Source organism: Sinorhizobium sp. BG8, assembly GCF_016864555.1.
In the GTDB taxonomy this organism is placed as follows: Bacteria; Pseudomonadota; Alphaproteobacteria; order Rhizobiales; family Rhizobiaceae; genus BG8.
This window is the reverse complement of record NZ_CP044011.1, coordinates 691,302-713,513: the sequence shown is the minus strand read 5'-3', so window position 1 is coordinate 713,513 and position 22,212 is coordinate 691,302. Positions and strand designations below refer to the sequence as shown.

The window sequence follows — 22,212 nt, the reverse complement described above, 5'->3', positions numbered from 1 at the left end:
TTCATTGTTTCCGCGGATGCTGCCACTTTCCAGAGGTTTCATTCATAGTCAATTCGGCATGAGTTCAAAGAATTTATTCCGAAATCGAAAAGATCGCAGTCGATCAATCGAAAGCGATTCGCGGCCTGCCGCTTGCCGTAGCGGTAAAGCGCCCCTCGACCAGCTTGCGCCGGCCCTCGATCTCCGGCGCATCAACATGCTCGCTCACAACGACGGTCGGCTCCTCCGCACCGTTCAAGCGGGCGGCGTGCAGCGCCACGGAAATCGCTCTTTCGCGCGCAGCGGCAAATGCTTCGCCCTCATGCAGGAGACGAAGGCTGTCGCCCGCGCCGTTGACGATGTAGATCCCATCCTCCGGCGCGGTGACGAAAACCGTGACCGCAGTCCTCACCTGCCCCACGACGGCGCCCACGGCATTCGCCACACCTGCATCCTCGGGTATCGAGGCCTGTGCATGCAGCATGTCCGCGATCGCCGGATAGTAGACGGGGGCAGAAGCGCCGAGACCCACCAATGGCCTATCGAGCGACACACGGAAGTTGACGATCCCCGGTGCGCGCTTCAGCGCGCGATCGATTGAAGGCGATGCGGCCGGGTCGATCGAACCAGCGCCGTCATCCGCAAGGCAGGCAGCAAGGACAACTTCAGCGGACTGGCGTGTCAGCCGGTCGACGATCATCCCTGCGAGCTCCTCGGGTGAAGCCGCGATCGGGCGGCCCGATGCGTCCCTCGTTCTCGCGGCGAGCGCAAGGCCCTGTCGGGCGGCATATGCATCCCATTGGTCCTGCCTGCCGAGAACGTGCAATGCGTCCGAGGGCGTGATGCCGCAGATGTGTACAAGACCGCGCGCTACCAGCCGATCAAGCGTAGCTCTTTGCGATGTTGCGGTAAGAAGGTCGTCCAAGGGCCGCGGAATATCGGTCACCCGATCGTATAGCGCCTGCTCCTGGGGCTGCAGGCCGCTCGCAAATATGGCTGGCACGCCGGTCCGGACTGCCAAACGGCCATCGTAGCGGCCCGCGTGGGATGCCTTCAATTGGCGCTCCAGCGCTCCAGTCACTGCGGCACCGTGAAGACTGGCACACAGGCTAAGCGGCAGCAGGCGGCGCGGCCCGAGATCGATTCTCGCCGTCAGGCTCCGATCGTTGACTCGAACCTCCGAATCGCCTCCGAGGCCATAGGTCCGCATGGCGACCGCCTCAACCATCGTGCGGTACCCTCCGACGACAGCACCTTCAGCATCGAGCCGTGGGCGGCCTGCATCCAGGATCGCAACATCCGTCGTGGTGCCGCCGATGTCGGAAACCACCGCGTTGTCGAGGCCGGTGAGGTGTCGAGCGCCGACGAGGCTCGCGGCCGGGCCGGAGAGAATCGTTTCGATCGGCCGAAGCCGGGCCTGTTCGGCCGAAATGAGGGCACCGTCGCCACGAACGACGGTAATCGGCACATGGATGCCGCGGCCGTCAAGAAACCGCTCGCAGGCGGCGATCAGGCGGTCGATCATCGAGACGAGGCGCGCGTTGAGGAGCGTCGTGAGCGCGCGCCGCGGCCCCCCAGTTTCGACGAGAGCTCATGGCTGCAGGTGACCGGCAGGTGCGAGATCTCACGGATTCGATCCCGCACGCGTATCTCGTGTGCGGGATTGCGTACGGCGAAATAGCCGGCGACGGCAAAGGACGAAACCGAGTTGTGGAGTTCCGGCAGCGCCTCGTCCAGCTTCGACATGTCCAGGGGCGTCTCGATACCGTGGACATCGTGGCCACCCGGGAGGAAGATCACCGGGTCGTTGCCGAGCGCTTCGGCAAGCCCGTCGCGCTGCAGATCGTCAGGCCCGAAGCCGATCATTACCAACCCCGCGCGGCCACCCTGCCCTTCCACAAGGGCGTTTGTCGCGAGCGTGGTCGAGAGCGACACCAAACCGACGGAAGAGGTCGGGGCACCGGCACCGGTGAGCACGGCTTCGACAGCGCCGGCGATGCCCACCGCGAGGTCATGACGCGTGGTGAGTGCCTTGGCCTTCGCGACCACGCCGTCCCTCTCGCTGAAGAGAACTGCGTCGGTGTAGGTGCCGCCGGTATCGATGCCAAGAAGAAACTGATCTGCCACGAGGATGCATCCGACTTGTACTGCGCTGCGCGGATTGGGGACTTTTCAAAAAAGTAAAGCGATGGTGTTATTGCATGTGAAGCGCAAAGGCTACAGCCTCCCTGCGACATCCGGGGGCCGGAGGAACGCGGAATGCCCACCTTGCTTTTGTCAAAACCGGGCGCATGGCTGCCGATCATCACGGTCGCTTGTATGCTTCTCTCCGGCGTGGGGGCGAGCGCACAGGAGGAGGACGAGGAACAGTACAAGGCGGAAATTCCTGATGTTTCCATCTACAAGGCGATGCTCGATGCGAACGAGAAGTCGGGGTGGATCCAGTTCCGCAACTATGACGGCCGGCAGCTGATTTACTTCACTGCCCTCCAGACCATGCACTGCAGGCTCTCGGAAATTCGCTACTCGATCAATTCCGACGCGCTGGACCAGCGTTTCCCGCTCGCAAAATGCGACCCCCAGCTGCCTTTCAACCTGCCCTCGGATGATACAGCAGACTACATCTACATCTCGCTCAAGGCGGGTGAAGCCGAAACGGTCGCCGTACAGGCGGTCTGGGACGACGGAAGCGGCAGCCAGATCGTCGTCTACAAGCCATGCGAGGGCACTGGGGACGCCACCTGTGCCGCGATCAAGACCATCAAGAAATCGAAGAAGCAGACCGCCGAGCCGTCACCTTCATCGGCAGCCCGTTAGCCGGCTGTGTCGTCAGGCGCTGCACTGGCCAGGGTCGCGTCTCGTCGGTGATGTCGAAACGGAAGCGGTGCATCATGACCGCGAGCGCAATCACCGCCTCCTGGAGTGCAAACGTGGCGCCGATGCAGATGCGCGGCCCCGCGCCGAAGGGAAGGAACTGGAAGCGATCGATTCGCTCGCGGTTTCCGGGCAGGAATCGTTCCGGAATGAAAGCGCGCGGCTTTTCCCAATAGAGTTCGTGGCGATGCAGCGTCCACGGCATGACCAGGACCGTAATCCCTGCCGGGATCTCCACCGTTTCGCCTTTCGCATTCGTCCACTGGTCGTCGGCGATCGCGGCGCGGTTGATCGAAGGCGCCGGCGGAAAGAGACGCAAGGCCTCTTCAAAGGCAGCGCGGGTATGCGGCATCAGATCGAGCCACTCCACGGGCTCGGCTCCGGTCGCGAGAACCCGATCGATCTCTTCCTCCATGGCGTCGCGGAAATGGGGCGTGTTCGCAACACAGAAAAGCGTCCAGGCCAGCGCCCTTGCCGTCGTCTCATGTCCGGCCCCGATGAAGGTAAGGATATTGTCCTCTATCTCGCCCATGGTCAGCCCTTCGGGACCGGCCTGCTGCAAGAGCAGTGTGAGGAAATCCCGGGGCGCGTTCGAGGGATCCGACTGCAGCCTTTCGCGTCTCAGGTCCATGGTGTCGTGGACAAGGGCCCTGAACTTGTCGAGCACCTTCTGGCCCCCGATCCGCGTCAGACGCGGCACCCACTTGGGCGCCCGCAGGAGATCCATTGGATCGACCCGACCCATGCGGTGCAGCAACTCGTTCACGTCGTCGGAGAAGTGACCCGAGGAAGAGACAATCTCCCCGGAAAAGAGCGTGTCAGCCAGGATGGCGAAAGTCAGCTCCGTCATGTCCGCCGAGATGTCGCACACCTGCCCGGTGGATCCTGCGTTCTCGTACTTGAGAACATATTGCTCGGACTGGCGCAGCATCTGGCCGGCAAACCCGCGGGCATGACGCGGTGTGAAGATCGGCGCAACCGCCTTGCGAGAGCGCCGCCAGACCGCACCTTCCGCCGTCAGCAACCCGTCACGCAGAATGGGACGCAGGACCAGCTGGCGAACATCCGCCATGCGATAGTTGACCGCGTTGTCGACAAGGACATGCTTTATCAGTCCCGGGTCGTTGACTATCAGCGTACGTTCGCGGAAGAAGCGGGTCTCAATCCAGGGCAGCGTGTAGGACGGTTCGCCCCAGAGCTCCAGCGGATTGCGCAGAACGGTCCGAATGATCTCGAGCTTGGACGGCGGTACCGTACGCGGCGTCGGTGCCGGGGGCTCGAATGCTTCCGGGCGCATGTCCATTTAGAACCTCGCAACTGCTCGCCTGTTCCGCTACACGGCCACGATCGCGCCGCGGCCGGCAGAACCTCCTAGATTAGAGCAGCGAGCGCAGTTCGGCGAGCTTGTCGTTGACCAGCCAGCCGTAATAGTTCTCTTCGGGCCAGGTTGCCTCCCCGGCTGCGCGCTTCTTGGCAAAGGCGCTGGCGCGGGCTTCGGGATTGCCGACATTGTAGAGAGTTGCCGTGACCCCCGGATTTTCCGAGATGTCGACGTCCGCGATCTTCTTGTAGGCATCGATCGACTGCTTGATGGATGCGGCCATGTAGGCGAGCGACACGTCGGGGTCCATGATCGCCTTGTAGACCCCGGCGGCATCCGCTTCGTCGAGCCGGTCGTAGCCGGAGACGCGGACCACTGCGTCGGTGAGCATCAGGGCAGTCAAAGGGTTGATCTGGCCGAGGCCAAAGGTCTGGCCGGCATAGAAGGGCTGGAAGAAGACGGCGCTGAAGCGGTTGTTCGGGAAGGACCTGCCGCCGACGCTCTCGCCCTTGAACGACCTGTTCCACACCGCCTCACGGCAGGACCACACTGAATAGGAGCCGCTCTTGCCGTTGCAGGTCGAGAACTCCGGGCGCTTCACGAAATCGACGATCGACTCGCCCTCGTAGGCGAAGCGGAAGCTGTCGCCGGCATAGGCGGCCGCTTTCACGTAGTAGCTCTGAAGGCGGTCATAGGCGTCGACATTGTAGGTGTGCTCCCCGACAATCGCGCCGACCATGTGAATCGGGTCGATGCCGTACTGCCGGGCCACCGATTTGATCTTGCCCGTAAGCTGGCGGTCGCTGGCCAGCAGGTCGCGGACCTTCTCGTACTTCGCATCGAAGGAAGTCTTGCCGGCCTTGGTGCGGCGAACCGAAGCCCCCGGCACATTCGGCTGTTCGGCATTGCGGTTGCCCTCCGGAACGACGTCCATAGCCATCACGGACTGGCCCTGGACCAGCATGAGGAGCGAGAAAGCAAGCGCTGTGATGAGCTTTGGCACGATGCGAGGTTCCGTCGAAATCCCTGTTGAGTGGTTTCGCGCCGACCGATGCACAGCAATCGTGTCGGAATGATGCCCTCGGGCGGCCCGGACGAAAACACCCGCACGGTCTAGGGCGAAGTTCGACCGGAGTCGAGACGGTGCAGGCTCACTTTTGCGGCAACGGCGACAGTTGGACTGCCGCCGTTGCCGTCGCGTCAGAGAATGAAGCGGGACAAGTCGGTGTTGGATGCAAGCTGTCCGACGTGCTTGCGGACGTATTCCGCGTCGATCAAAAGCTTGTTTCCGGCCTGGTCCGGCGCATCGAACGAGATCTCGTCGAGCACGCGCTCCATCACGGTCTGCAATCGCCGCGCTCCAATGTTTTCCACACTGGCGTTGAGCTGGACCGCCACGTCGGCGAGTGCATCGATCGCGTCCTCGGTAAACTCGAGCGAGACTTCCTCGGTCTCCATGAGCGCCTTGTACTGGCGGATGAGGCTTGCCTCGGTCTCGGTCAGAATGCGACGGAAGTCCTCCTTGGTCAGTGCCCTCAGCTCGACACGGATCGGAAGACGTCCCTGCAATTCGGGAAGCAGATCAGACGGCTTGGCGACATGGAACGCTCCTGAGGCAATAAACAGGATGTGGTCCGTCTTCACCGGGCCATACTTCGTCGCCACGGTCGTGCCCTCGACGAGTGGCAGCAGGTCGCGCTGCACGCCTTCGCGCGAAACGCCGGCTCCCATTCCGCCATCGCGGGCGGCGATCTTGTCGATCTCGTCCAGGAAGACGATACCGTCGTTCTCGACGGACCGGACGGCTTCGCGCTGGATCTGTTCGTTGTCGATGAGCTTGTCCGACTCGTCGTCGATCAGCACCTTGTAGGAGTCACGAACCGTCGTCTTGACCTTCTTGGTGCGGCCTCCCATGGCCTTCCCGAACATTTCGGAGAGGTTCAGCACGCCGATATTCGCACCCGGCATGCCGGGAATCTCGAAGCCCGGCATTCCGGAACCGGTCTCGGCAATGTCGATCTCGATTTCCTTGTCGTCGAGCTCGTTGGCACGCAACTTCCGACGGAAGGAATCGCGCGTCGCCGGCGAAGCGGTCGCACCGACCAGCGCATCCAGAACACGCTCCTCGGCGTTCATGTGAGCCTTGGCCGTGACTTCGCTACGCTTCCTTTCGCGCACCAGCCCGATACCGACCTCGACGAGATCACGAACGATCTGTTCAACGTCCCGCCCGACATAGCCGACTTCGGTAAACTTGGTCGCCTCGACCTTGACGAAGGGCGCACCCGCCAGCTTGGCGAGACGGCGGGAGATCTCGGTCTTGCCGACGCCAGTCGGACCGATCATCAGGATGTTCTTCGGCATTACCTCGTCGCGCAGCTCGTCGGAGAGCTGGTGACGGCGCCAGCGGTTTCTGAGCGCAATCGCAACGGCGCGCTTCGCCTCATGCTGGCCGATGATATAGCGATCGAGCTCGGAGACGATTTCACGGGGAGAGAAATTAGACATGGGCTTCTCGTTTCTAGCAACGGTCCCGGGCCATCATCTGCGCCGGGCCGTCCTCAGTTTGTCGTTGATCAAATACAGTAAATCCGGCCTTCTCGTAGGCCCGGATCGCCTGCGCACTCTCCGGATGCGGATCGATGACCACCCGCTCCACGCCTTCCTCGAACAATTTCAGCGCAAAGGCTTCGACCATTTTCGACCCGTATCCGCGGCCAATGAGGGACGGTATGCCGATGAACTGGTCAATTCCCGCAGCTCCCGCCGGCTGATCGCCGTAAGGGTGATCCGGCCCATCGATCAGGTACTTCTGCACGTAGCCGATCGGCCGGGCCGGTATCAGTACCAGATAGGGCTCCACCAGCGGATCGTCCAAGTGCCCCCGGATTTCCGAGAGGGCGTCCGCGGGTTCCCCCCACCAACGCTGGACATGCGGCTCTGCCAGCCACTGCCCCACCAGCGGAAGGTGAGCCTCCGTCAATCGACGGAAGGCGAACTCTTCAACGCTCGGCATCCAACGTCTCGATGACGAAATTGTGGTTCGTGTAGACGCAAATGTCGCCGGCGATATCCATTGCCCGGCGCGCGATCTCCTCGGCCGACTTGTCGCTGTCCATCAGGGCTCGTGCCGCCGCATAGGCATAGTTGCCGCCCGAGCCGATGGCGATCGTGCCATGCTCTGGTTCCAGAACATCACCGTTGCCGGTGATGGCGAGCGTAATCGACTTGTCGGCGACCAGCATCATTGCTTCGAGATTGCGCAGGTACTTGTTCGTCCGCCAGTCCTTGGCGAGTTCGACTGCAGCCCGCATCAACTGATCCGGATACTGTTCAAGCTTGGCCTCAAGTCGCTCGAGCAGCGTGAACGCATCGGCGGTCGCCCCTGCAAAGCCGGCAATGACATCGCCCTTGCCGATCCTGCGCACCTTGCGGGCGTTGCCCTTCATGACCGTCTGGCCAAGGCTCACCTGGCCGTCGCCCGCCATCACGACCTTGCCGTCCTTGCGCACGGTTATGATGGTCGTCGCATGCATCGTTCCATAGGGATTGTGTTCACTCATACATAGACCCTTCGGATCCCACAGAGGGACTTTGCCGTCCGCGATGGGCGGCTTACTTGTCCCCTATGTAATTGCCGATCCGTCAATTTCAAACGTCTGTCTGAACGGACTCCGGCCCGCCGCCATTTCGGCCGCCTCGACGCTGGCATTTTCCGCTCGCCCCTGATATGGAGCGGCCATATTTCCGGAGACGCCAATGAGCCGCACCGCCAGCATTTCGCGCAAGACCAACGAGACCTCCGTGTCGGTGACCATCGATATAGACGGAACCGGTACGTCGAGCATCTCCACGGGCGTCGGCTTCTTCGATCACATGCTCGACCAGCTTTCACGCCATTCACTCATCGACATGACGATCAAGACCGAGGGCGACCTGCACGTCGACGACCATCATACGGTCGAAGACACCGGCATCGCGATTGGCCAAGCGATTGCCAAGGCGCTCGGCGACCGCCGCGGCATCACCCGCTACGCCTCCCTCGACCTCGCGATGGACGAGACGATGACGCGCGCGGCGGTGGATGTTTCCGGCCGGCCCTTCCTTGTCTGGAACGTCGCTTTCTCAGCCCCGAAGATCGGAACCTTTGATACCGAGCTGGTGCGGGAGTTCTTCCAGGCGCTTGCCCAACATGCCGGGATCACCCTTCACATCCAGAACATCTACGGCGCCAACAACCATCATATCTCTGAAACATGCTTCAAGGCCGTTGCCCGGGTGCTGCGCACCGCAACGGAAATCGACCCTCGGCAGGCGGGCCGCGTTCCCTCGACAAAGGGTTCGCTGGCCTGACGGCACCAACCATCAGGAAGCACCGGAGATCATGGCAAGCTATCTGGTTCTGACGCCGCCCGGGAAGAACGCAAGCGCAGAGGATGCGCGCTTCATACGAGACGGCTTCCGATGGACCGCCTTCTTCTTTCCGGCCCTGTGGCTGCTTTTCCATCGCCTCTGGTTCTGGGGTATTGCTGCGCTTGCAGTACAGTTCGGTGCAAGCGCGCTTGCCGGGGTCCCGGGGTTTGCGGTAGCCGGATTCGCAATCCAGATCGGTCTCTCGGTGCTGGTGGCGCTCGAAGGGCCGATGCTCGCGGCAACGGCCCTGGCCCGGCGGCAATGGTCCTTCGACCAGGTCACGCTCGCCGACAATATCGATGAAGCCGAAACTATCTATTTCTCGGTCCGTGCAGATAGCCAGGCGGCCGGTAGACCGACCGCTCAAACTGGCACGATGGCACGAGGATACAATGTACAAGCCGGACAAGGACCCGCGCTGGGGCTCATCGGCTATGACGGAGACCGCCAATAATGCGTGTAGCGATTATAGATTACGGCTCGGGCAATCTGCGCTCTGCCACCAAGGCATTCGAGCGGGCGGCGCGCGAAGCCGGCATCGGTGCGGAAATAGAATTGACGGACAAGGCGGAAAGGGTGGCTTCGGCTGACCGCATCGTGCTTCCGGGCGTCGGAGCCTACGCCGACTGCCGCCATGGACTCGATTCCGTCAGCGGCATGGTGCATGCCCTGACCGAGGCGGTCGAAACAAAGGGGCGCCCCTTCTTCGGTATCTGCGTCGGCATGCAACTCATGTCTTCCCGCGGGTTGGAAAAGACGACCACGCGCGGGCTTGACTGGATCAAGGGCGACGTCGTGCTGATGAAGCCGGAAGACCCCGAGCTCAAGATCCCGCAAATGGGGTGGAACACGCTGACGCTACGCAGAGAGCACCCACTCTTCGAGGGGATTCCGACTGGCGAAGGCGGCCTGCATGCCTATTTCGTGCACTCCTACCATCTGGAGGCCAAGGTACCGGCCGACGTCGTGGCCACTGCCGACTATGGCGGGCCGGTGACGGCCTTTGTCGCGAATGGCAACAAGGTCGGCTCGCAGTTTCACCCGGAGAAGAGCCAGGCACTCGGCCTTGCCCTTATTACCAATTTCCTGCGCTGGAAGCCCTGAGCGCCGCGCAAACATACGGATGCAGCCATGATCCTTTTTCCCGCCATCGACTTGAAAGACGGTCAGTGCGTGCGCCTCAAGCTCGGCGACATGGCGCAGGCGACGGTCTACAATCCCGACCCGGCCGCCCAGGCGCGAGCCTTTCAGGAGCAGGGTTTCGAGTGGTTGCATGTGGTCGACCTGAACGGTGCCTTTGCCGGTGAAACCGTCAACGGCGCGGCTGTGGACGCGATCTTGAAAGCGACGACCAATCCGGTCCAGCTCGGCGGTGGCATTCGCTCCCTGGATCACATCGAGAACTGGCTCTCGCGGGGGCTTGCCCGCGTCATCCTCGGAACGGTCGCTGTGCGCGACCCCGCGCTGGTGATCGAGGCGTGTCGGAAATTTCCGGGTCAGGTCGCCGTCGGCATCGACGCCAAGGGCGGAAAGGTCGCCGTCGAGGGCTGGGCCGAGGCGTCCGAGCTTGGGGTGATCGAGCTTGCCAGGAAATTCGAGGGGGCCGGTGTTGCCGCGATTATCTACACCGACATCGATCGCGACGGCATCCTGACAGGGATCAACTGGGACTCGACGCTCGAACTCGCTGGTGCGGTGTCCATTCCCGTCATTGCCTCCGGCGGCCTCGCCTCGATGGAGGACATCCGGCGGATGATGGCGCCGGACGCCCAAAAACTCGAAGGTGCGATTTCCGGTCGAGCGCTTTATGATGGACGGATCGATCCGAAGGAGGCGTTGACGCTCCTCAGGTCTGCAAAAGGACAAGCCGAATGACACTCAAGGCTCGCGTTATCCCCTGTCTCGACGTGAAGGACGGCCGCGTGGTCAAGGGCGTCAGTTTCGTCAACCTTGTCGATGCCGGGGATCCCGTAGAATCGGCCAAGGCTTATGATGCGGCCGGCGCGGACGAGCTCTGCTTCCTCGACATCACCGCCTCGTCGGACAACCGCGACACAATCTTCGACGTCGTTGCCCGCACGGCCGAACACTGCTTCATGCCTCTGACCGTCGGGGGCGGCGTACGCACCGTCGGTGACATCCGCAAACTGCTGCTCGCCGGGGCGGACAAGGTCTCGATCAATTCGGCCGCCGTCCGCAACCCAGACTTCGTGGCCGAGGCCGCTGACAAATTCGGCAACCAGTGCATCGTCGTCTCGATCGATTCCAAGAAGGTCTCGAAGGAAGGCGAAGCGGACCGCTGGGAGATCTTCACCCATGGCGGACGGGAGGCGACAGGGATCGACGCCGTCGCCTTTGCGGAGAAAATGGTGGAACGCGGCGCCGGCGAGCTCCTGCTGACATCCATGGATCGCGACGGGCAGAAGGGCGGATATGACATCGCGCTGACCCGGACGATCGCCGACATGGTTCGGGTTCCAGTGATCGCGTCAGGCGGTGTCGGCAACCTGGACCATCTGGTCGAAGGCATTCGCGACGGCCACGCCGGAGCGGTGCTTGCGGCATCCATATTCCACTTCGGCACCCATACCATCGGCGAAGCCAAGCGCTATATGGCCGATCATGGCATTGCGATGCGGCTCGATTGAGCGGAGACAAAGATGCGTGAATTCACACTTGCCGACCTGGAGGCCATCGTCTCCGAGCGCGCCAAGGCGCCGGCAGACCAGTCCTGGACCGCCAAGCTCGTCTCTGCCGGCCAGGCAAAGGCGGCCAAGAAGCTCGGTGAAGAAGCAATCGAGACCGTCATCGCCGCAATTGAGGGCGACAGGTCAGCGCTCGTCAGCGAAAGCGCGGATCTCCTCTATCATCTTATGGTCGTATTGAAAATCGGCGGCGTGCCGCTACAAGACGTGCTTGCGGAGCTGGAACGGCGTACGGGACAGTCCGGTCTAACAGAGAAGGCCAACCGGCAGCATCCATGATCCAGGTTCAGCGCGACAAGGAGCGGGCGGACATTCCGGATGACTTCGGAAACGCCAACTATTCCCCCTACCGGTTCTTCTCGGCAGAGGAGTGGTCGCACTTCCGGGCGGATACGCCGCTGACGCTTACGGCCGACGAAGTTCATCGCCTTCGCTCGCTCAACGACCCCGTCGATCTGGACGAGGTCCGCCGCATCTATCTGTCGCTTTCGCGCCTGCTGTCAGCTCATGTGGAATCGTCCCAGATGCTGTTCGAGCAGCGCAAGCGCTTTCTGACCCTTTCCGACGTATCGAAAACGCCTTTCGTGATCGGCATTGCGGGATCGGTTGCCGTTGGCAAGTCGACCACGGCGCGCATACTCGGGGAACTCCTGTCGCGCTGGCCCTCAAGCCCGAAAGTCGACCTCGTGACGACGGACGGCTTCCTTCATCCGAACGCAGTTCTTCAGCGCGAAAAGTTGATGGACCGCAAGGGCTTTCCGGAAAGCTACGACACGGGCGCGCTGCTGCGCTTTCTCTCCGCCATCAAGGCTGGCCAGCCGAACGTGAAGGCACCCGCCTATTCGCACCTCACTTACGATGTCCTGCCGAACGAGTCCCAAACCATAGATAGGCCGGATATCCTGATCTTTGAGGGCATCAACGTCCTGCAATCGCGCAATCTGCCAGCGGACGGCAAGATCGTGCCGATGGTCTCGGACTTCTTCGACTTCTCGATCTACATTCACGCTGAGGAGGCGCTCATCCACAGTTGGTATGTCGAGCGCTTCATGAGGCTCAGGGAAACCGCGTTCAAGAATCCGGAGTCCTACTTTCACCGCTATGCGACCATCACGGAAACGGAAGCATTGGCGATCGCCGAAGGGCTCTGGAAGAACATCAATCTCAAGAACCTACGACAGAACATCCTGCCGACTCGACCTCGCGCCGATCTCATCCTGCAGAAGGGTGAGAACCATCTTGTCGAGACCGTCGCACTTCGAAAGCTCTAATGCCTTCAGGGATTGACCCGGCGAAGCGTCAGGTTGATGCGTCCGCCGTTCTTCAGCAGGGTGGACGTTGTGGGGAAGACCCGGTCGACACCATGAAAGCTGAGCCGGCTTCTGCCCCCAAGCACGACGACGTCACCGCTTGAAAGACGGAAGGAGCGGGTAGGGTCGCTGCGCGCCGGCCCGCCGATCCGGAATTGGCACTGATCCCCAAGCGATACCGACACGACGGGCGCAGCGAGATCCGTTTCGTCCCTGTCCTGGTGCATGCCCATCTTCGCCTCCGCGCCATAGAAGTTCACGAGGCAAGCCTCTGGCATCTTGTCGTAGCCGGAGACGCTCTGCCACAAATCGAGCAGTTGCGGCGGAATTGCCGGCCAGGGGCGCCCGGTGACCGGGTGCCTCTCCTGGTATCGATAGCCGCGCTCGCGATCCGTCACCCATCCGAGGTCACCGCAGTTGGTCATGCGGACCGACATCGGTTTCCCGGTTCGGGGCATTTCCGGCGTATACAAGGGCGCCTCTAACACGACGTTGCGAATTGCCGCCACGAGGGCCTGTTGGTGCTCACGCGACAGGAAGTCCGGAAGGTAACGAAACCCGTCGGGCAGTTCTGTGGCCATTGAAGGAACCGTCAGGCCTCTCCGAGCTCTGGGATACGGAGAACCTGGCCGGGATAGATCTTGTCCGGATGGCCGAGCATCGGCCGATTGGCGTCGAAGATCACGGTGTGCTTTCCGCCCTTGCCCTTGCCATAATGGGCTTCGGCAATCTTCCAGAGATTGTCGCCTTTCTTGACCGTGTAGAAGATTGGCGCCTTGGCTGGTGTGGCCGCCTTGACCAGTTCCGTCATGTCGGCCGTGCCGAGTTTCAAACCCGACTCCGGTGCGACGATCTTAAGGTCACTCGCTTCGACACTCGAGATGCCGAGGGTGTTTCCGACAGCCACAACGGCCTTCTCGAAGGCTGTCTGGTCGGCAACGACGCCTTTCAGGACACATTTGTCCCCATCAATGGATACCTGGACCTTGTCCGTACCAAGATCGAAAGTATCGAGCTCCTTCTTGACCGCATCCGCATCGGGCGCATCGTCGTCGCCACCAATGCCGAGTTTCTTGCCCGCATTCTTGATGAAGCTGAACAGTCCCATGGCTTTCCTCCAGGATCAGCGTGAGGTTATTGACTACCCAAGTCAAATGGAAGCGGAATTCGTCTCTTCAAGGGTGCACGAGATGCCGTGCTTCGAGGCGATTGAAACCACGTATAGACCCGTCGATCGAGGCCTATAGAATTTTTGCAAGGCGCAGCGCCAAGCTCCAGGGTCTATTCGTGCGCCGGCTTGCCCCGCATCTTCTTGATGCCCGACCGTCCAGCCTTCTCCTTGAGCCGCCTCTCCACCGATCCTTTCGTGGGCTTGGTCTTTCTTCTGGCGGGCGGTGGAGGTTCCGCGGCCTTGAGAATGAGTTCCTTCAGCCGCTCCCGGGCGTCCTCGCGGTTGCGTTCCTGGCTGCGGAAGCGATTGGCTTCAATCAGGAGTACTCCGTCTTTGGAGAGCCTCCGTCCGGCTATTCCTGCCGCATTGGCCTTGATGCGATCGCTGAGCGACGGTGAATTGCGGAGGTCGAAGAAAAGCTGGACCGCGGTCGACACCTTGTTCACGTTCTGGCCGCCCGGACCACCGGCCAGAACGAACTGCTCGGTCAGTTCCCAGCCGGCAATGGTGATTGAACCCTTGATGTGGAGGGGATCGCTGGCCATGGTCATCCTTTCCGCGTCGACCACCCATAGCGCCGCAGAGACATCAACGGCAAGCGGCAGGTGACGCGGCACGCGCAAAAAGAGTAAAACCCGGCGAGTGGCCGGGTTTCACGTGAATCACTTAAAGTTTTCAGTGTTCTCTTGGCCGACTACTCGGCAGCGATGCGCATTCCCGGTGCCGCATCGCGGATATTTCCATCGACATGGCTTTCGAACTTGGCGAAGTTCCGGACGAACATGTCCACGAGCTTACGCGCCTGTGCATCATAGGCCGCCCCGCTCGCCCAGGTCGAACGCGGATCGAGGATCTTGGTGTCCACACCAGGGACCGAAACCGGTACCTGGAAGCCGAAGTTGTCGTCCTTGCGGAAGATCGCGTTGTTGAGCGAGCCGTCCAGGGCCGCCGCCAGCAGCGTACGGGTGGCCTTGATCGGCATCCTACGACCTTCGCCGTAGGCGCCGCCGGTCCAGCCGGTGTTCACCAGCCAGCAGCGCGCACCGTGCTTGGCGATAAGCGCCTTCAGCAAATTGCCATACTCGGTCGGGTGGCGTGGCATGAAGGGAGCGCCGAAGCAGGTCGAGAAGGTCGCTTCCGGTTCGGTGACGCCTTTTTCGGTGCCAGCAACCTTCGCGGTGTAGCCGGAGAGGAAGTGATACATCGCCTGTTCGGGCGTGAGGCACGCAATCGGGGGCAGAACCCCGAAGGCATCGGCCGTCAGCATGATGATCGTCGTCGGATGATCGGCCCTCCCGGTTTCACTGGCATTCGGGATGAAGTGCAGAGGATAGGCGCACCGCGTATTTTCCGTAAGCGAGGCGTCATCGAAGTTGGGCACGCCGTTCGCGTCGAGAACAACGTTCTCCAGCACGGTGCCGAAACGCTGCGTCGTCGCGAAAATCTCCGGCTCCGCTTCCGCCGACAGGCGGATTGTCTTGGCGTAGCAGCCACCCTCGAAGTTGAAGACGCCGTCCGCGCCCCAGCCGTGCTCGTCGTCGCCGATCAGCGTGCGATGCGGATCCGCCGACAGCGTCGTCTTTCCCGTGCCGGACAGACCGAAGAACACGGCGGTGTCGCCATCGGGGCCGACGTTCGCCGAGCAGTGCATCGGCATGACGCCCTTTTCCGGAAGCAGGTAGTTCAGCACCGTGAACACCGATTTCTTCATCTCGCCGGCATAGGACGTGCCCCCGATCAGCACGAGGCCGTTCGTGAGGTCGCAGGCAATCACCGTTTCGCTGCGGGTGCCATGGCGGGTCGGATCGGCCTTGAAGCTCGGAAGATCGATGATCGTCAGCTTGGGAGCGAAGGTGGCAAGCTCTTCCTCCCGCGGACGGATCAACAGGTTGCGGATGAACAGCGAATGCCAGGCGAGTTCCGTCACCACGCGGGTGGGCAGCGCGTTGTCGGGGTCTGCGCCGCCGACAAGGTCCTGCACGTAGAGGTCCAATCCCTCCGCATGAGCCAGCATGTCCTTGCGCAGCACTTCGAAATGCTCAGGCGAAATCTCGCGGTTGTTGTCCCACCAGATGTGGTCGGCGGTATTCGCATCCCGCACGACGCACTTGTCCTTAGCCGAACGCCCGGTGTGCTGACCGGTCGTTGCGCACAGAGCCCCGTGAGCGGTCTTTACCGCCTCATTGCGGCGCAGCGCCTCATTAAAAAGTTCTGATTCCTGGAAATTGTACCGGACCGTTCCGGTCTTGGCGAAACCCACCGACTCAAGCCCGACAGACGGGTTGCGAACTCCAAGTTCGTTCATGGTCCAGTTTTCCTTCCCGTTGGAGAGATATGATGACACTGGTTGGACAGTAGCGTTTGTTTAAAATGAAAACAAGGATGACACCGAATTTATGTAAGAATATCAGTATATTAATCGATTTAACGATTTGTCACACTTTTTTAATCGTTTGAATAATCGATTTAGATTGGTGGTGTCCGACATCCCCTCCCTGTGCCTCCTTTATCTCTGCCACAATTTGTTCCACCTTTACCCCCAAAGGAAGGCGCACCAACAATGCCAGTGAATGATCCGACATGGAGATGCGCCGCATGACAATGGAGACAAGCAGGATGCAGACGATCGCACTCGTGGACGACGACCGGAATATCCTGACCTCGGTTGCCATCGCGCTCGAGGCCGAGGGATACAAGGTCGAGACCTACACGGACGGCGCCTCCGCTCTTGACGGTCTGCTTGCCAGACCGCCGCAGCTCGCAATCTTCGATATCAAGATGCCGCGCATGGACGGAATGGAACTGCTCCGCCGGCTCCGGCAGAAGTCGGACCTGCCCGTGATCTTCCTGACGTCGAAGGACGAGGAAATCGACGAGCTTTTCGGCCTCAAGATGGGTGCGGACGACTTTATCACGAAGCCGTTTTCGCAGCGCCTGCTGGTCGAACGGGTAAAGGCAGTGCTGAGGCGCGCCTCCAGCCGTGAAGCGAGTGCCTCTGGAGCGGTCGCCCCCACAAAGACCGGCGAAGTGCAGTCGCGTTCGCTTGAGCGCGGACAGCTGGTCATGGACCAGGAGCGCCACACCTGCACCTGGAAGGGCGAACCCGTCACCCTCACAGTCACCGAATTCCTGATCCTGCATTCGCTCGCCCAGCGACCGGGCGTCGTGAAGAGCCGCGACTCCCTGATGGACGCGGCCTATGACGAACAGGTCTATGTCGACGACCGCACAATCGACAGCCACATCAAGCGTCTTCGCAAGAAGTTCAAGATGGTCGACACCGACTTCGACATGATCGAAACGCTCTATGGCGTGGGCTACCGCTTCCGCGAATCGGCTTGATCCCCTCTCCGTGCAGAGCCATCCGCCGATTTTACTTGCGTGACCGGTCCGTCCGGTGGCATGCCGCGTCGGAGGGTGCCAATGGTTTCGGCACCGACGTATCAACGGACGTTGGTATAGGGTGAATCGGTTGTCACAGTCAGTGCTGGATAAGGATCTCGACGATCTGGAAGGCAAACCCGTCGTGCGGCGGGCACGGTGGTACTGGACCTATCCATTTACCCTGACCCGCCGGATTTTCGGCAACGCCGTTTTCTCGAGCCTGACGCGCCGCATCCTGTTCTTCAACCTGGTGGCGCTCGTCGTGCTCGTCGCCGGGATTTTGTATCTCAACCAGTTCCGGGAGGGTCTGATCGACGCCCGGGTCGAGAGCCTTCTGACGCAGGGCGAGATCATTGCGGGCGCGATCTCCGCCTCGGCTTCGGTCGACACCAATTCCATCACCATCGAACCGGAAAAGCTGCTCGAACTGCAGGCGGGACAAAGCATCACGCCGCTTCCCAACGACGAGGACCTGGAATTTCCGATCAATCCGGAGCGCGTGGCCCCGGTCCTTCGCCGACTGATTTCACCCACGCGGACCCGGGCACGAATCTTCGACACGGACTCGAACCTCCTGCTCGATTCCCGCCATCTCTACACCCAGGGCCAGGTCCTTCGCTTCGACCTGCCTCCCGTGGATCCTGAACCTGTTGGAATGATGGATCGCGTGAATGCCTGGTTCAACCGCATGCTGCAGCCTAGCAACCTGCCGCTCTACAAGGAAGCGCCCGGCGGCGACGGGTCGATCTATCCGGAGGTCATGAATGCGCTGACCGGCGTTCGCGGCGCCGTGGTGCGCGTTACCGAAAAGGGCGAGCTGATCGTGTCGGTCGCCGTTCCGGTCCAGCGGTTCCGCGCGGTCCTCGGCGTCCTGCTTCTTTCGACGCAGGCAGGCGACATCGACAAGATCGTGCATGCAGAGCGGCTCGCCATTATGCGCGTCGCGGGCGCCGCGGGTCTGGTCAATATCGCGCTGTCGCTGCTGCTCTCCAGCACGATCGCCAACCCGCTGCGCCGCCTCGCAGCGGCGGCGATCCGGGTCAGGCGCGGTGGAGCCAAGGAGCGCGAGGAGATTCCGGACTTCTCCGCCCGACAGGACGAGATCGGCAATCTTTCGGTGGCGCTTCGCGAGATGACCACCGCCCTCTATGACCGCATCGATGCGATCGAGAGCTTCGCGGCCGACGTGAGCCATGAACTCAAGAACCCGCTGACCTCGTTGCGCAGCGCGGTCGAGACGCTGCCGCTTGCGCGGACGGACGAATCCAAGACGAGGCTGATGGACATCATCCAGCACGACGTGCGCCGGCTGGATCGCCTGATCAGCGACATTTCGGATGCCTCGCGCCTCGATGCCGAGCTTGCGCGCGGCGACGCCAAGACCGTTGACCTCGAGAAGCTGCTTGGCGATCTGGTCGATATCTCGCGCCAGATCCGGAGCCGCAAGAAATCGGTCATCCTCGATCTTGTCGTCGACCGGAAGGGAAATCCGAAGACACGATTCGACATCAATGGACACGAGTTGCGGATCGGCCAGATCGTCACGAACCTGATCGAGAACGCCCGTTCCTTCGTGCCGGAACAGGGCGGCAGGATCGTCGTCCGCCTATCGCGCGGGCGAACGGGCCGTTGCCTCGTGCACGTGGAAGACAACGGCCCCGGAATTCAGGCCGAAAACATCGACCGCATCTTCGAGCGGTTCTACACGGACCGTCCCGACAGCGAAGGCTTCGGCCAAAATTCGGGCCTCGGCCTTTCGATCTCTCGCCAGATCGCAGAAGCTCATGGTGGTGCGCTGAAGGCGGAAAACATCGTCGACGACAAGGCGGGCAAGATCGTGGGGGCTCGCTTCACTCTGTCCCTTCCAACCGGCAAGAGCTGAGAGATCCCGCGATGTTCCGGCCGGTCAACGTCCATGCAACGGCTATCGTGATCGGGACGACCGGACTGATATTCTTCGGACAGTCAGGGGCAGGAAAGACTTCGGTTGCCCTGCACTGCATCAAGCGGTCTCGCGCGCGCGGCAACTACGCGGCGCTGATCTCGGACGACCAGGTGATGCTGTCGATTGTGAATACCCGGGTTGTTGGCCGCCCTCCTCCGGCAATCGCCGGATTGGCCGAAATTCGCGGTGCCGGAATATTCTCAGTGAAGAGCATTCCCTGCGCTCTCCTTCATCGGGCAATTCTCATCGTCCAGCCGTCGGAATGCGAACGCATGGCGCCGGAGAACGAGACGCATGAGGTTCTTCCCGGCCATTTCCTGCCTGCGAGCCGGCTGCCGCTCCACGCAGGCAGCGACCCGTTCGACATTTTGACGACCATCGCCCCTGAACTTCACGGTTGTTAGGGGTGCAACCCTGGCCGGAAAGGCAAAATCGACAATTTGGGGCTTGCACTCGGCCTTTTCATTGACATGATGACGACCCCAGCGGTGGACGTCTTTGCGGCATTGCGGTATTGGCGACCGACTCATGCCGGGAAATTGGAGCAACTACCTATGATCGGACTGGTGCTTGTCACCCATGGCAAGCTGGCGGAAGAGTTCCGACATGCCCTGGAGCATGTCGTAGGTCCGCAGAAAGCGATCGAAACCGTCTGCATTGGCGCCGAAGACGACATGGACCAGCGTCGCCAGGACATCCTGGAAGCGGTCATTCGTGCCGACGAAGGCAACGGGGTGATCATCCTCACCGACATGTTCGGCGGCACACCGTCAAATCTTGCGATTTCGGTCATGGCCGACGGCAGGATTGAAGTTATTGCCGGGGTCAACCTGCCGATGCTGATCAAGCTCGCGGGTGTGAGGGGCGACAACGACATGGACAGGGCGCTCGTCGAAGCCTCGGAAGCCGGCCGGAAGTATATTAACGTGGCGAGCCGCGTGCTGAGCGGCAAGTAAGAGATCGACCTTCAACCCATGAACCATTCGAAAGAGCTGCTGATCATCAACAAGCGTGGTCTTCATGCGCGCGCCTCGGCGAAATTCGTGCAGACGGTCGAAGGCTTCGATGCTGAGGTCACCGTTACCAAGGACGGAATGACTGTTGGCGGAACCTCTATCATGGGCCTCATGATGCTGGCGGCAAGCCCCGGCTGCACTGTGCTCGTGACCGCGAGCGGCGCGGAAGCCCCCAGGCCCTGGATGCGCTGGACCGCCTGATTGCCGACCGGTTCGGCGAAGAAATGTAGAATTTGAGCGATATAAAGATATAAAGACTTCTTTATATCAAGGTTGCTCCACTCCCGGTTTCCTGCTACACGATCCCCAACCTGCCAACTCGAGCTGCTGGCCAACGCCGGTGTTCGTCGCGCGTCCGTCGGACGTTATCGGCACAGGATCAATTCACCGTGGAGAAACGCATGAGCACCACCAAGGACTATCACGTCGCGGACATCGGGCTTGCAGACTTCGGTCGCAAGGAAATCAACATCGCCGAAACGGAAATGCCCGGCCTGATGGCCTGCAGGGAAGAGTTCGGCGCGGCAAAGCCGCTGAAGGGCGCCCGCATTACCGGTTCGCTCCACATGACCATCCAGACAGCAGTGCTGATCGAGACTCTGGTGGCTCTGGGTGCGGAAGTGCGCTGGGCTTCGTGTAACATCTTCTCCACGCAGGACCACGCAGCAGCTGCAATCGCCGCCGCCGGCATCCCGGTCTACGCCGTAAAGGGTGAAACGCTGACGGAATACTGGGAATACACCGACAAGATCTTCCAGTGGACCGATGGCGGTCTCTCCAACATGATCCTCGACGATGGTGGCGACGCGACCATGTACATCCTGCTTGGCGCCCGCGCCGAAGCCGGCGAAAACGTGCTGACGAACCCGGGCTCGGAAGAAGAAGAGATCCTCTTCGCCCAGATCAAGAAGCGCCTTGCCGCAACCCCGGGCTGGTTCACCAAGCAGCGCGAAGCCATCCAGGGCGTGACCGAGGAAACGACCACCGGCGTCAATCGTCTCTACCAGCTCCAGCAGAAGGGCCTGCTGCCCTTCCCGGCGATCAACGTCAACGATAGCGTCACCAAGTCGAAGTTCGATAACAAGTACGGCTGCAAGGAATCGCTGGTCGACGGCATCCGCCGCGGCACCGACGTCATGATGGCCGGCAAGGTCGCCGTCGTCTGCGGTTACGGTGACGTCGGCAAGGGTTCGGCAGCCTCGCTGCGTGGCGCCGGCGCCCGCGTGAAGGTCACGGAAATCGACCCGATCTGCGCCCTGCAGGCCGCAATGGACGGCTTTGAAGTCGTGCAGCTCGAGGACGTCGTCTCCTCCGCTGACATCTTCATCACCACGACCGGCAACAAGGACGTCATCCGCATCGAGCACATGCGCGAGATGAAAGACATGGCGATCGTCGGCAACATCGGCCACTTCGACAACGAGATCCAGGTCGCTTCGCTGCGTAACCTCAAGTGGACGAACATCAAGCCGCAGGTCGACATGATCGAGTTCCCGAAGGGCAACCGCATGATCCTTCTCTCGGAAGGTCGCCTGCTGAACCTCGGCAACGCTACCGGCCACCCGTCCTTCGTGATGTCCGCGTCGTTCTCGAACCAGGTCCTGGCCCAGATCGAGCTCTACACCAAGGGCGACGCCTACAAGAACGAGGTCTACGTCCTGCCCAAGCAGCTCGACGAGAAGGTTGCCCGACTGCACCTCGCCAAGCTCGGCGCCAAGCTCACCGAACTCTCCGAGGAGCAGGCCGGCTATATTGGCGTGACGACGACGGGGCCGTACAAGGCCGAACACTACAGATATTAACCACGTCTGAATTTTCCACAACATCTAGAGGCCGCGCTCTTGACAAGACGCGGCCTCTTTATTTGGAGGCCACCCTTCCCGGCGATTCCCGAAGCAAGTATTGTTTTCAGACATGATTCGCAGCGCAGGTGCGGACGATGCGCAGCGAATGGGATGTCTTGTCGATCAGGCGGCAAATAGTCGGAGACATACCGGGGATGATGTCACATACAAAACGAGGCCTGCCGAGGCAGGGCTCCAGCATGTCTGGAGATAAGAAAATTTACGAGAATGCAATGCAATTCGCTGCGCC

22 protein-coding genes and 2 pseudogenes are annotated in these 22,212 nt (G+C 61.2%); 14 read left to right on the top strand and 10 right to left on the bottom strand.

The annotated features are described in order from the left end of the window. Nucleotides 1-103: 103 nt before the first annotated feature. Nucleotides 104-2,106: pseudogene (locus F3Y30_RS03265) on the bottom strand (hydantoinase/oxoprolinase family protein). A 132-nt stretch (nucleotides 2,107-2,238) separates the two neighbouring features. Here F3Y30_RS03265 and F3Y30_RS03260 point away from each other — a divergent pair. Next, entirely contained in the window at nucleotides 2,239-2,796 is a 558-nt protein-coding gene (locus F3Y30_RS03260) for a hypothetical protein (RefSeq protein WP_203425131.1), read from the top strand. Here the strand turns inward: F3Y30_RS03260 and F3Y30_RS03255 are convergent. The 5 genes from F3Y30_RS03255 to hslV form a co-directional block, all read right to left on the bottom strand. Then, nucleotides 2,741-4,156, bottom strand: coding sequence for a cytochrome P450 (locus tag F3Y30_RS03255; protein WP_203425130.1), 1,416 nt, complete (start codon nucleotides 4,154-4,156; stop codon nucleotides 2,741-2,743). The two genes, F3Y30_RS03260 and F3Y30_RS03255, sit on opposite strands and share 56 nt — an antisense overlap. A 73-nt stretch (nucleotides 4,157-4,229) precedes the next feature. Further along, on the bottom strand, nucleotides 4,230-5,138 hold the full coding sequence (locus F3Y30_RS03250; RefSeq protein ID WP_203426465.1) for a DUF1402 family protein: 909 nt from the start codon (nucleotides 5,136-5,138) through the stop codon (nucleotides 4,230-4,232). A gap of 236 nt (nucleotides 5,139-5,374) precedes the next feature. Next, complete coding sequence (gene hslU / locus F3Y30_RS03245) at nucleotides 5,375-6,682, bottom strand: ATP-dependent protease ATPase subunit HslU (RefSeq protein WP_203425129.1); 1,308 nt, start codon at nucleotides 6,680-6,682, stop codon at nucleotides 5,375-5,377. Nucleotides 6,683-6,695: 13 nt separating this feature from the next. Continuing rightward, on the bottom strand, nucleotides 6,696-7,190 hold the full coding sequence (locus F3Y30_RS03240; RefSeq protein WP_203425128.1) for a GNAT family N-acetyltransferase: 495 nt from the start codon (nucleotides 7,188-7,190) through the stop codon (nucleotides 6,696-6,698). Beyond that, nucleotides 7,177-7,737: an ATP-dependent protease subunit HslV gene (gene hslV / locus F3Y30_RS03235; protein ID WP_203425127.1), complete on the bottom strand. Its 561-nt coding sequence runs from the start codon at nucleotides 7,735-7,737 to the stop codon at nucleotides 7,177-7,179. The genes F3Y30_RS03240 and hslV overlap by 14 nt, the downstream gene beginning before the upstream one ends. A gap of 196 nt (nucleotides 7,738-7,933) precedes the next feature. Here hslV and hisB point away from each other — a divergent pair, with 196 nt between their 5' ends. Genes hisB through coaA form a run of 7 tightly spaced genes read left to right on the top strand, consistent with a single transcriptional unit; the run spans nucleotide 7,934 to nucleotide 12,563 of the window. After that, nucleotides 7,934-8,527, top strand: coding sequence for an imidazoleglycerol-phosphate dehydratase HisB (gene hisB / locus F3Y30_RS03230; RefSeq protein WP_203425126.1), 594 nt, complete (start codon nucleotides 7,934-7,936; stop codon nucleotides 8,525-8,527). A gap of 31 nt (nucleotides 8,528-8,558) precedes the next feature. After that, on the top strand, nucleotides 8,559-9,041 hold the full coding sequence (locus tag F3Y30_RS03225; RefSeq protein WP_203425125.1) for a DUF2628 domain-containing protein: 483 nt from the start codon (nucleotides 8,559-8,561) through the stop codon (nucleotides 9,039-9,041). Beyond that, on the top strand, nucleotides 9,041-9,691 hold the full coding sequence (gene hisH, locus F3Y30_RS03220; RefSeq protein ID WP_203425124.1) for an imidazole glycerol phosphate synthase subunit HisH: 651 nt from the start codon (nucleotides 9,041-9,043) through the stop codon (nucleotides 9,689-9,691). The genes F3Y30_RS03225 and hisH overlap by 1 nt, the downstream gene beginning before the upstream one ends. A gap of 27 nt (nucleotides 9,692-9,718) precedes the next feature. After that, the gene (gene hisA, locus F3Y30_RS03215; RefSeq protein ID WP_203425123.1) at nucleotides 9,719-10,462 is read left to right on the top strand and encodes a 1-(5-phosphoribosyl)-5-[(5-phosphoribosylamino)methylideneamino]imidazole-4-carboxamide isomerase; all 744 of its coding nucleotides are present in this window, start codon (nucleotides 9,719-9,721) and stop codon (nucleotides 10,460-10,462) included. After that, complete coding sequence (hisF, locus tag F3Y30_RS03210; protein ID WP_203425122.1) at nucleotides 10,459-11,235, top strand: imidazole glycerol phosphate synthase subunit HisF; 777 nt, start codon at nucleotides 10,459-10,461, stop codon at nucleotides 11,233-11,235. The genes hisA and hisF overlap by 4 nt, the downstream gene beginning before the upstream one ends. A gap of 12 nt (nucleotides 11,236-11,247) precedes the next feature. Next, complete coding sequence (locus F3Y30_RS03205; RefSeq protein WP_203425121.1) at nucleotides 11,248-11,571, top strand: phosphoribosyl-ATP diphosphatase; 324 nt, start codon at nucleotides 11,248-11,250, stop codon at nucleotides 11,569-11,571. Next, nucleotides 11,568-12,563 (top strand): type I pantothenate kinase, encoded by a 996-nt coding sequence (coaA, locus tag F3Y30_RS03200; RefSeq protein ID WP_203425120.1) that lies wholly within the window; start codon nucleotides 11,568-11,570, stop codon nucleotides 12,561-12,563. Before F3Y30_RS03205 ends, coaA begins: the two co-directional genes overlap by 4 nt. A gap of 5 nt (nucleotides 12,564-12,568) precedes the next feature. On the opposite strand, the gene F3Y30_RS03195 is transcribed toward coaA, so the two are convergent. From F3Y30_RS03195 to F3Y30_RS03180, 4 genes are all read right to left on the bottom strand, one after another. Beyond that, nucleotides 12,569-13,183 (bottom strand): alpha-ketoglutarate-dependent dioxygenase AlkB, encoded by a 615-nt coding sequence (locus F3Y30_RS03195; protein ID WP_203425119.1) that lies wholly within the window; start codon nucleotides 13,181-13,183, stop codon nucleotides 12,569-12,571. An 11-nt stretch (nucleotides 13,184-13,194) separates the two neighbouring features. After that, a complete protein-coding gene (gene lysM / locus F3Y30_RS03190; protein ID WP_203425118.1) occupies nucleotides 13,195-13,710 on the bottom strand; it encodes a peptidoglycan-binding protein LysM in 516 nt (171 codons plus the stop codon). Between the two features lie 173 nt (nucleotides 13,711-13,883). After that, entirely contained in the window at nucleotides 13,884-14,318 is a 435-nt protein-coding gene (arfB, locus tag F3Y30_RS03185; RefSeq protein WP_203425117.1) for an alternative ribosome rescue aminoacyl-tRNA hydrolase ArfB, read from the bottom strand. A 149-nt stretch (nucleotides 14,319-14,467) separates the two neighbouring features. Beyond that, nucleotides 14,468-16,078, bottom strand: coding sequence for a phosphoenolpyruvate carboxykinase (locus F3Y30_RS03180; RefSeq protein WP_203425116.1), 1,611 nt, complete (start codon nucleotides 16,076-16,078; stop codon nucleotides 14,468-14,470). Between the two features lie 311 nt (nucleotides 16,079-16,389). On the opposite strand from F3Y30_RS03180, the gene F3Y30_RS03175 reads away from it, so the two are divergent. From F3Y30_RS03175 to ahcY, 6 genes and pseudogenes are all read left to right on the top strand, one after another. Further along, on the top strand, nucleotides 16,390-17,115 hold the full coding sequence (locus F3Y30_RS03175; RefSeq protein WP_203426464.1) for a response regulator transcription factor: 726 nt from the start codon (nucleotides 16,390-16,392) through the stop codon (nucleotides 17,113-17,115). Between the two features lie 166 nt (nucleotides 17,116-17,281). Further along, nucleotides 17,282-19,039 (top strand): sensor histidine kinase, encoded by a 1,758-nt coding sequence (locus F3Y30_RS03170; protein WP_246752940.1) that lies wholly within the window; start codon nucleotides 17,282-17,284, stop codon nucleotides 19,037-19,039. An 11-nt stretch (nucleotides 19,040-19,050) separates the two neighbouring features. Continuing rightward, nucleotides 19,051-19,506 (top strand): HPr kinase/phosphorylase, encoded by a 456-nt coding sequence (locus F3Y30_RS03165; protein WP_203425115.1) that lies wholly within the window; start codon nucleotides 19,051-19,053, stop codon nucleotides 19,504-19,506. Between the two features lie 150 nt (nucleotides 19,507-19,656). Further along, nucleotides 19,657-20,058 carry a PTS sugar transporter subunit IIA gene (locus F3Y30_RS03160; RefSeq protein WP_203425114.1) on the top strand — a complete coding sequence of 134 codons (402 nt, stop codon included), beginning with the start codon at nucleotides 19,657-19,659 and terminating at the stop codon, nucleotides 20,056-20,058. A gap of 18 nt (nucleotides 20,059-20,076) precedes the next feature. Then, nucleotides 20,077-20,348, top strand: a pseudogene (locus F3Y30_RS03155) (HPr family phosphocarrier protein). A gap of 171 nt (nucleotides 20,349-20,519) precedes the next feature. Then, entirely contained in the window at nucleotides 20,520-21,920 is a 1,401-nt protein-coding gene (gene ahcY, locus F3Y30_RS03150; RefSeq protein ID WP_203425113.1) for an adenosylhomocysteinase, read from the top strand. Nucleotides 21,921-22,212: the final 292 nt, after the last annotated feature.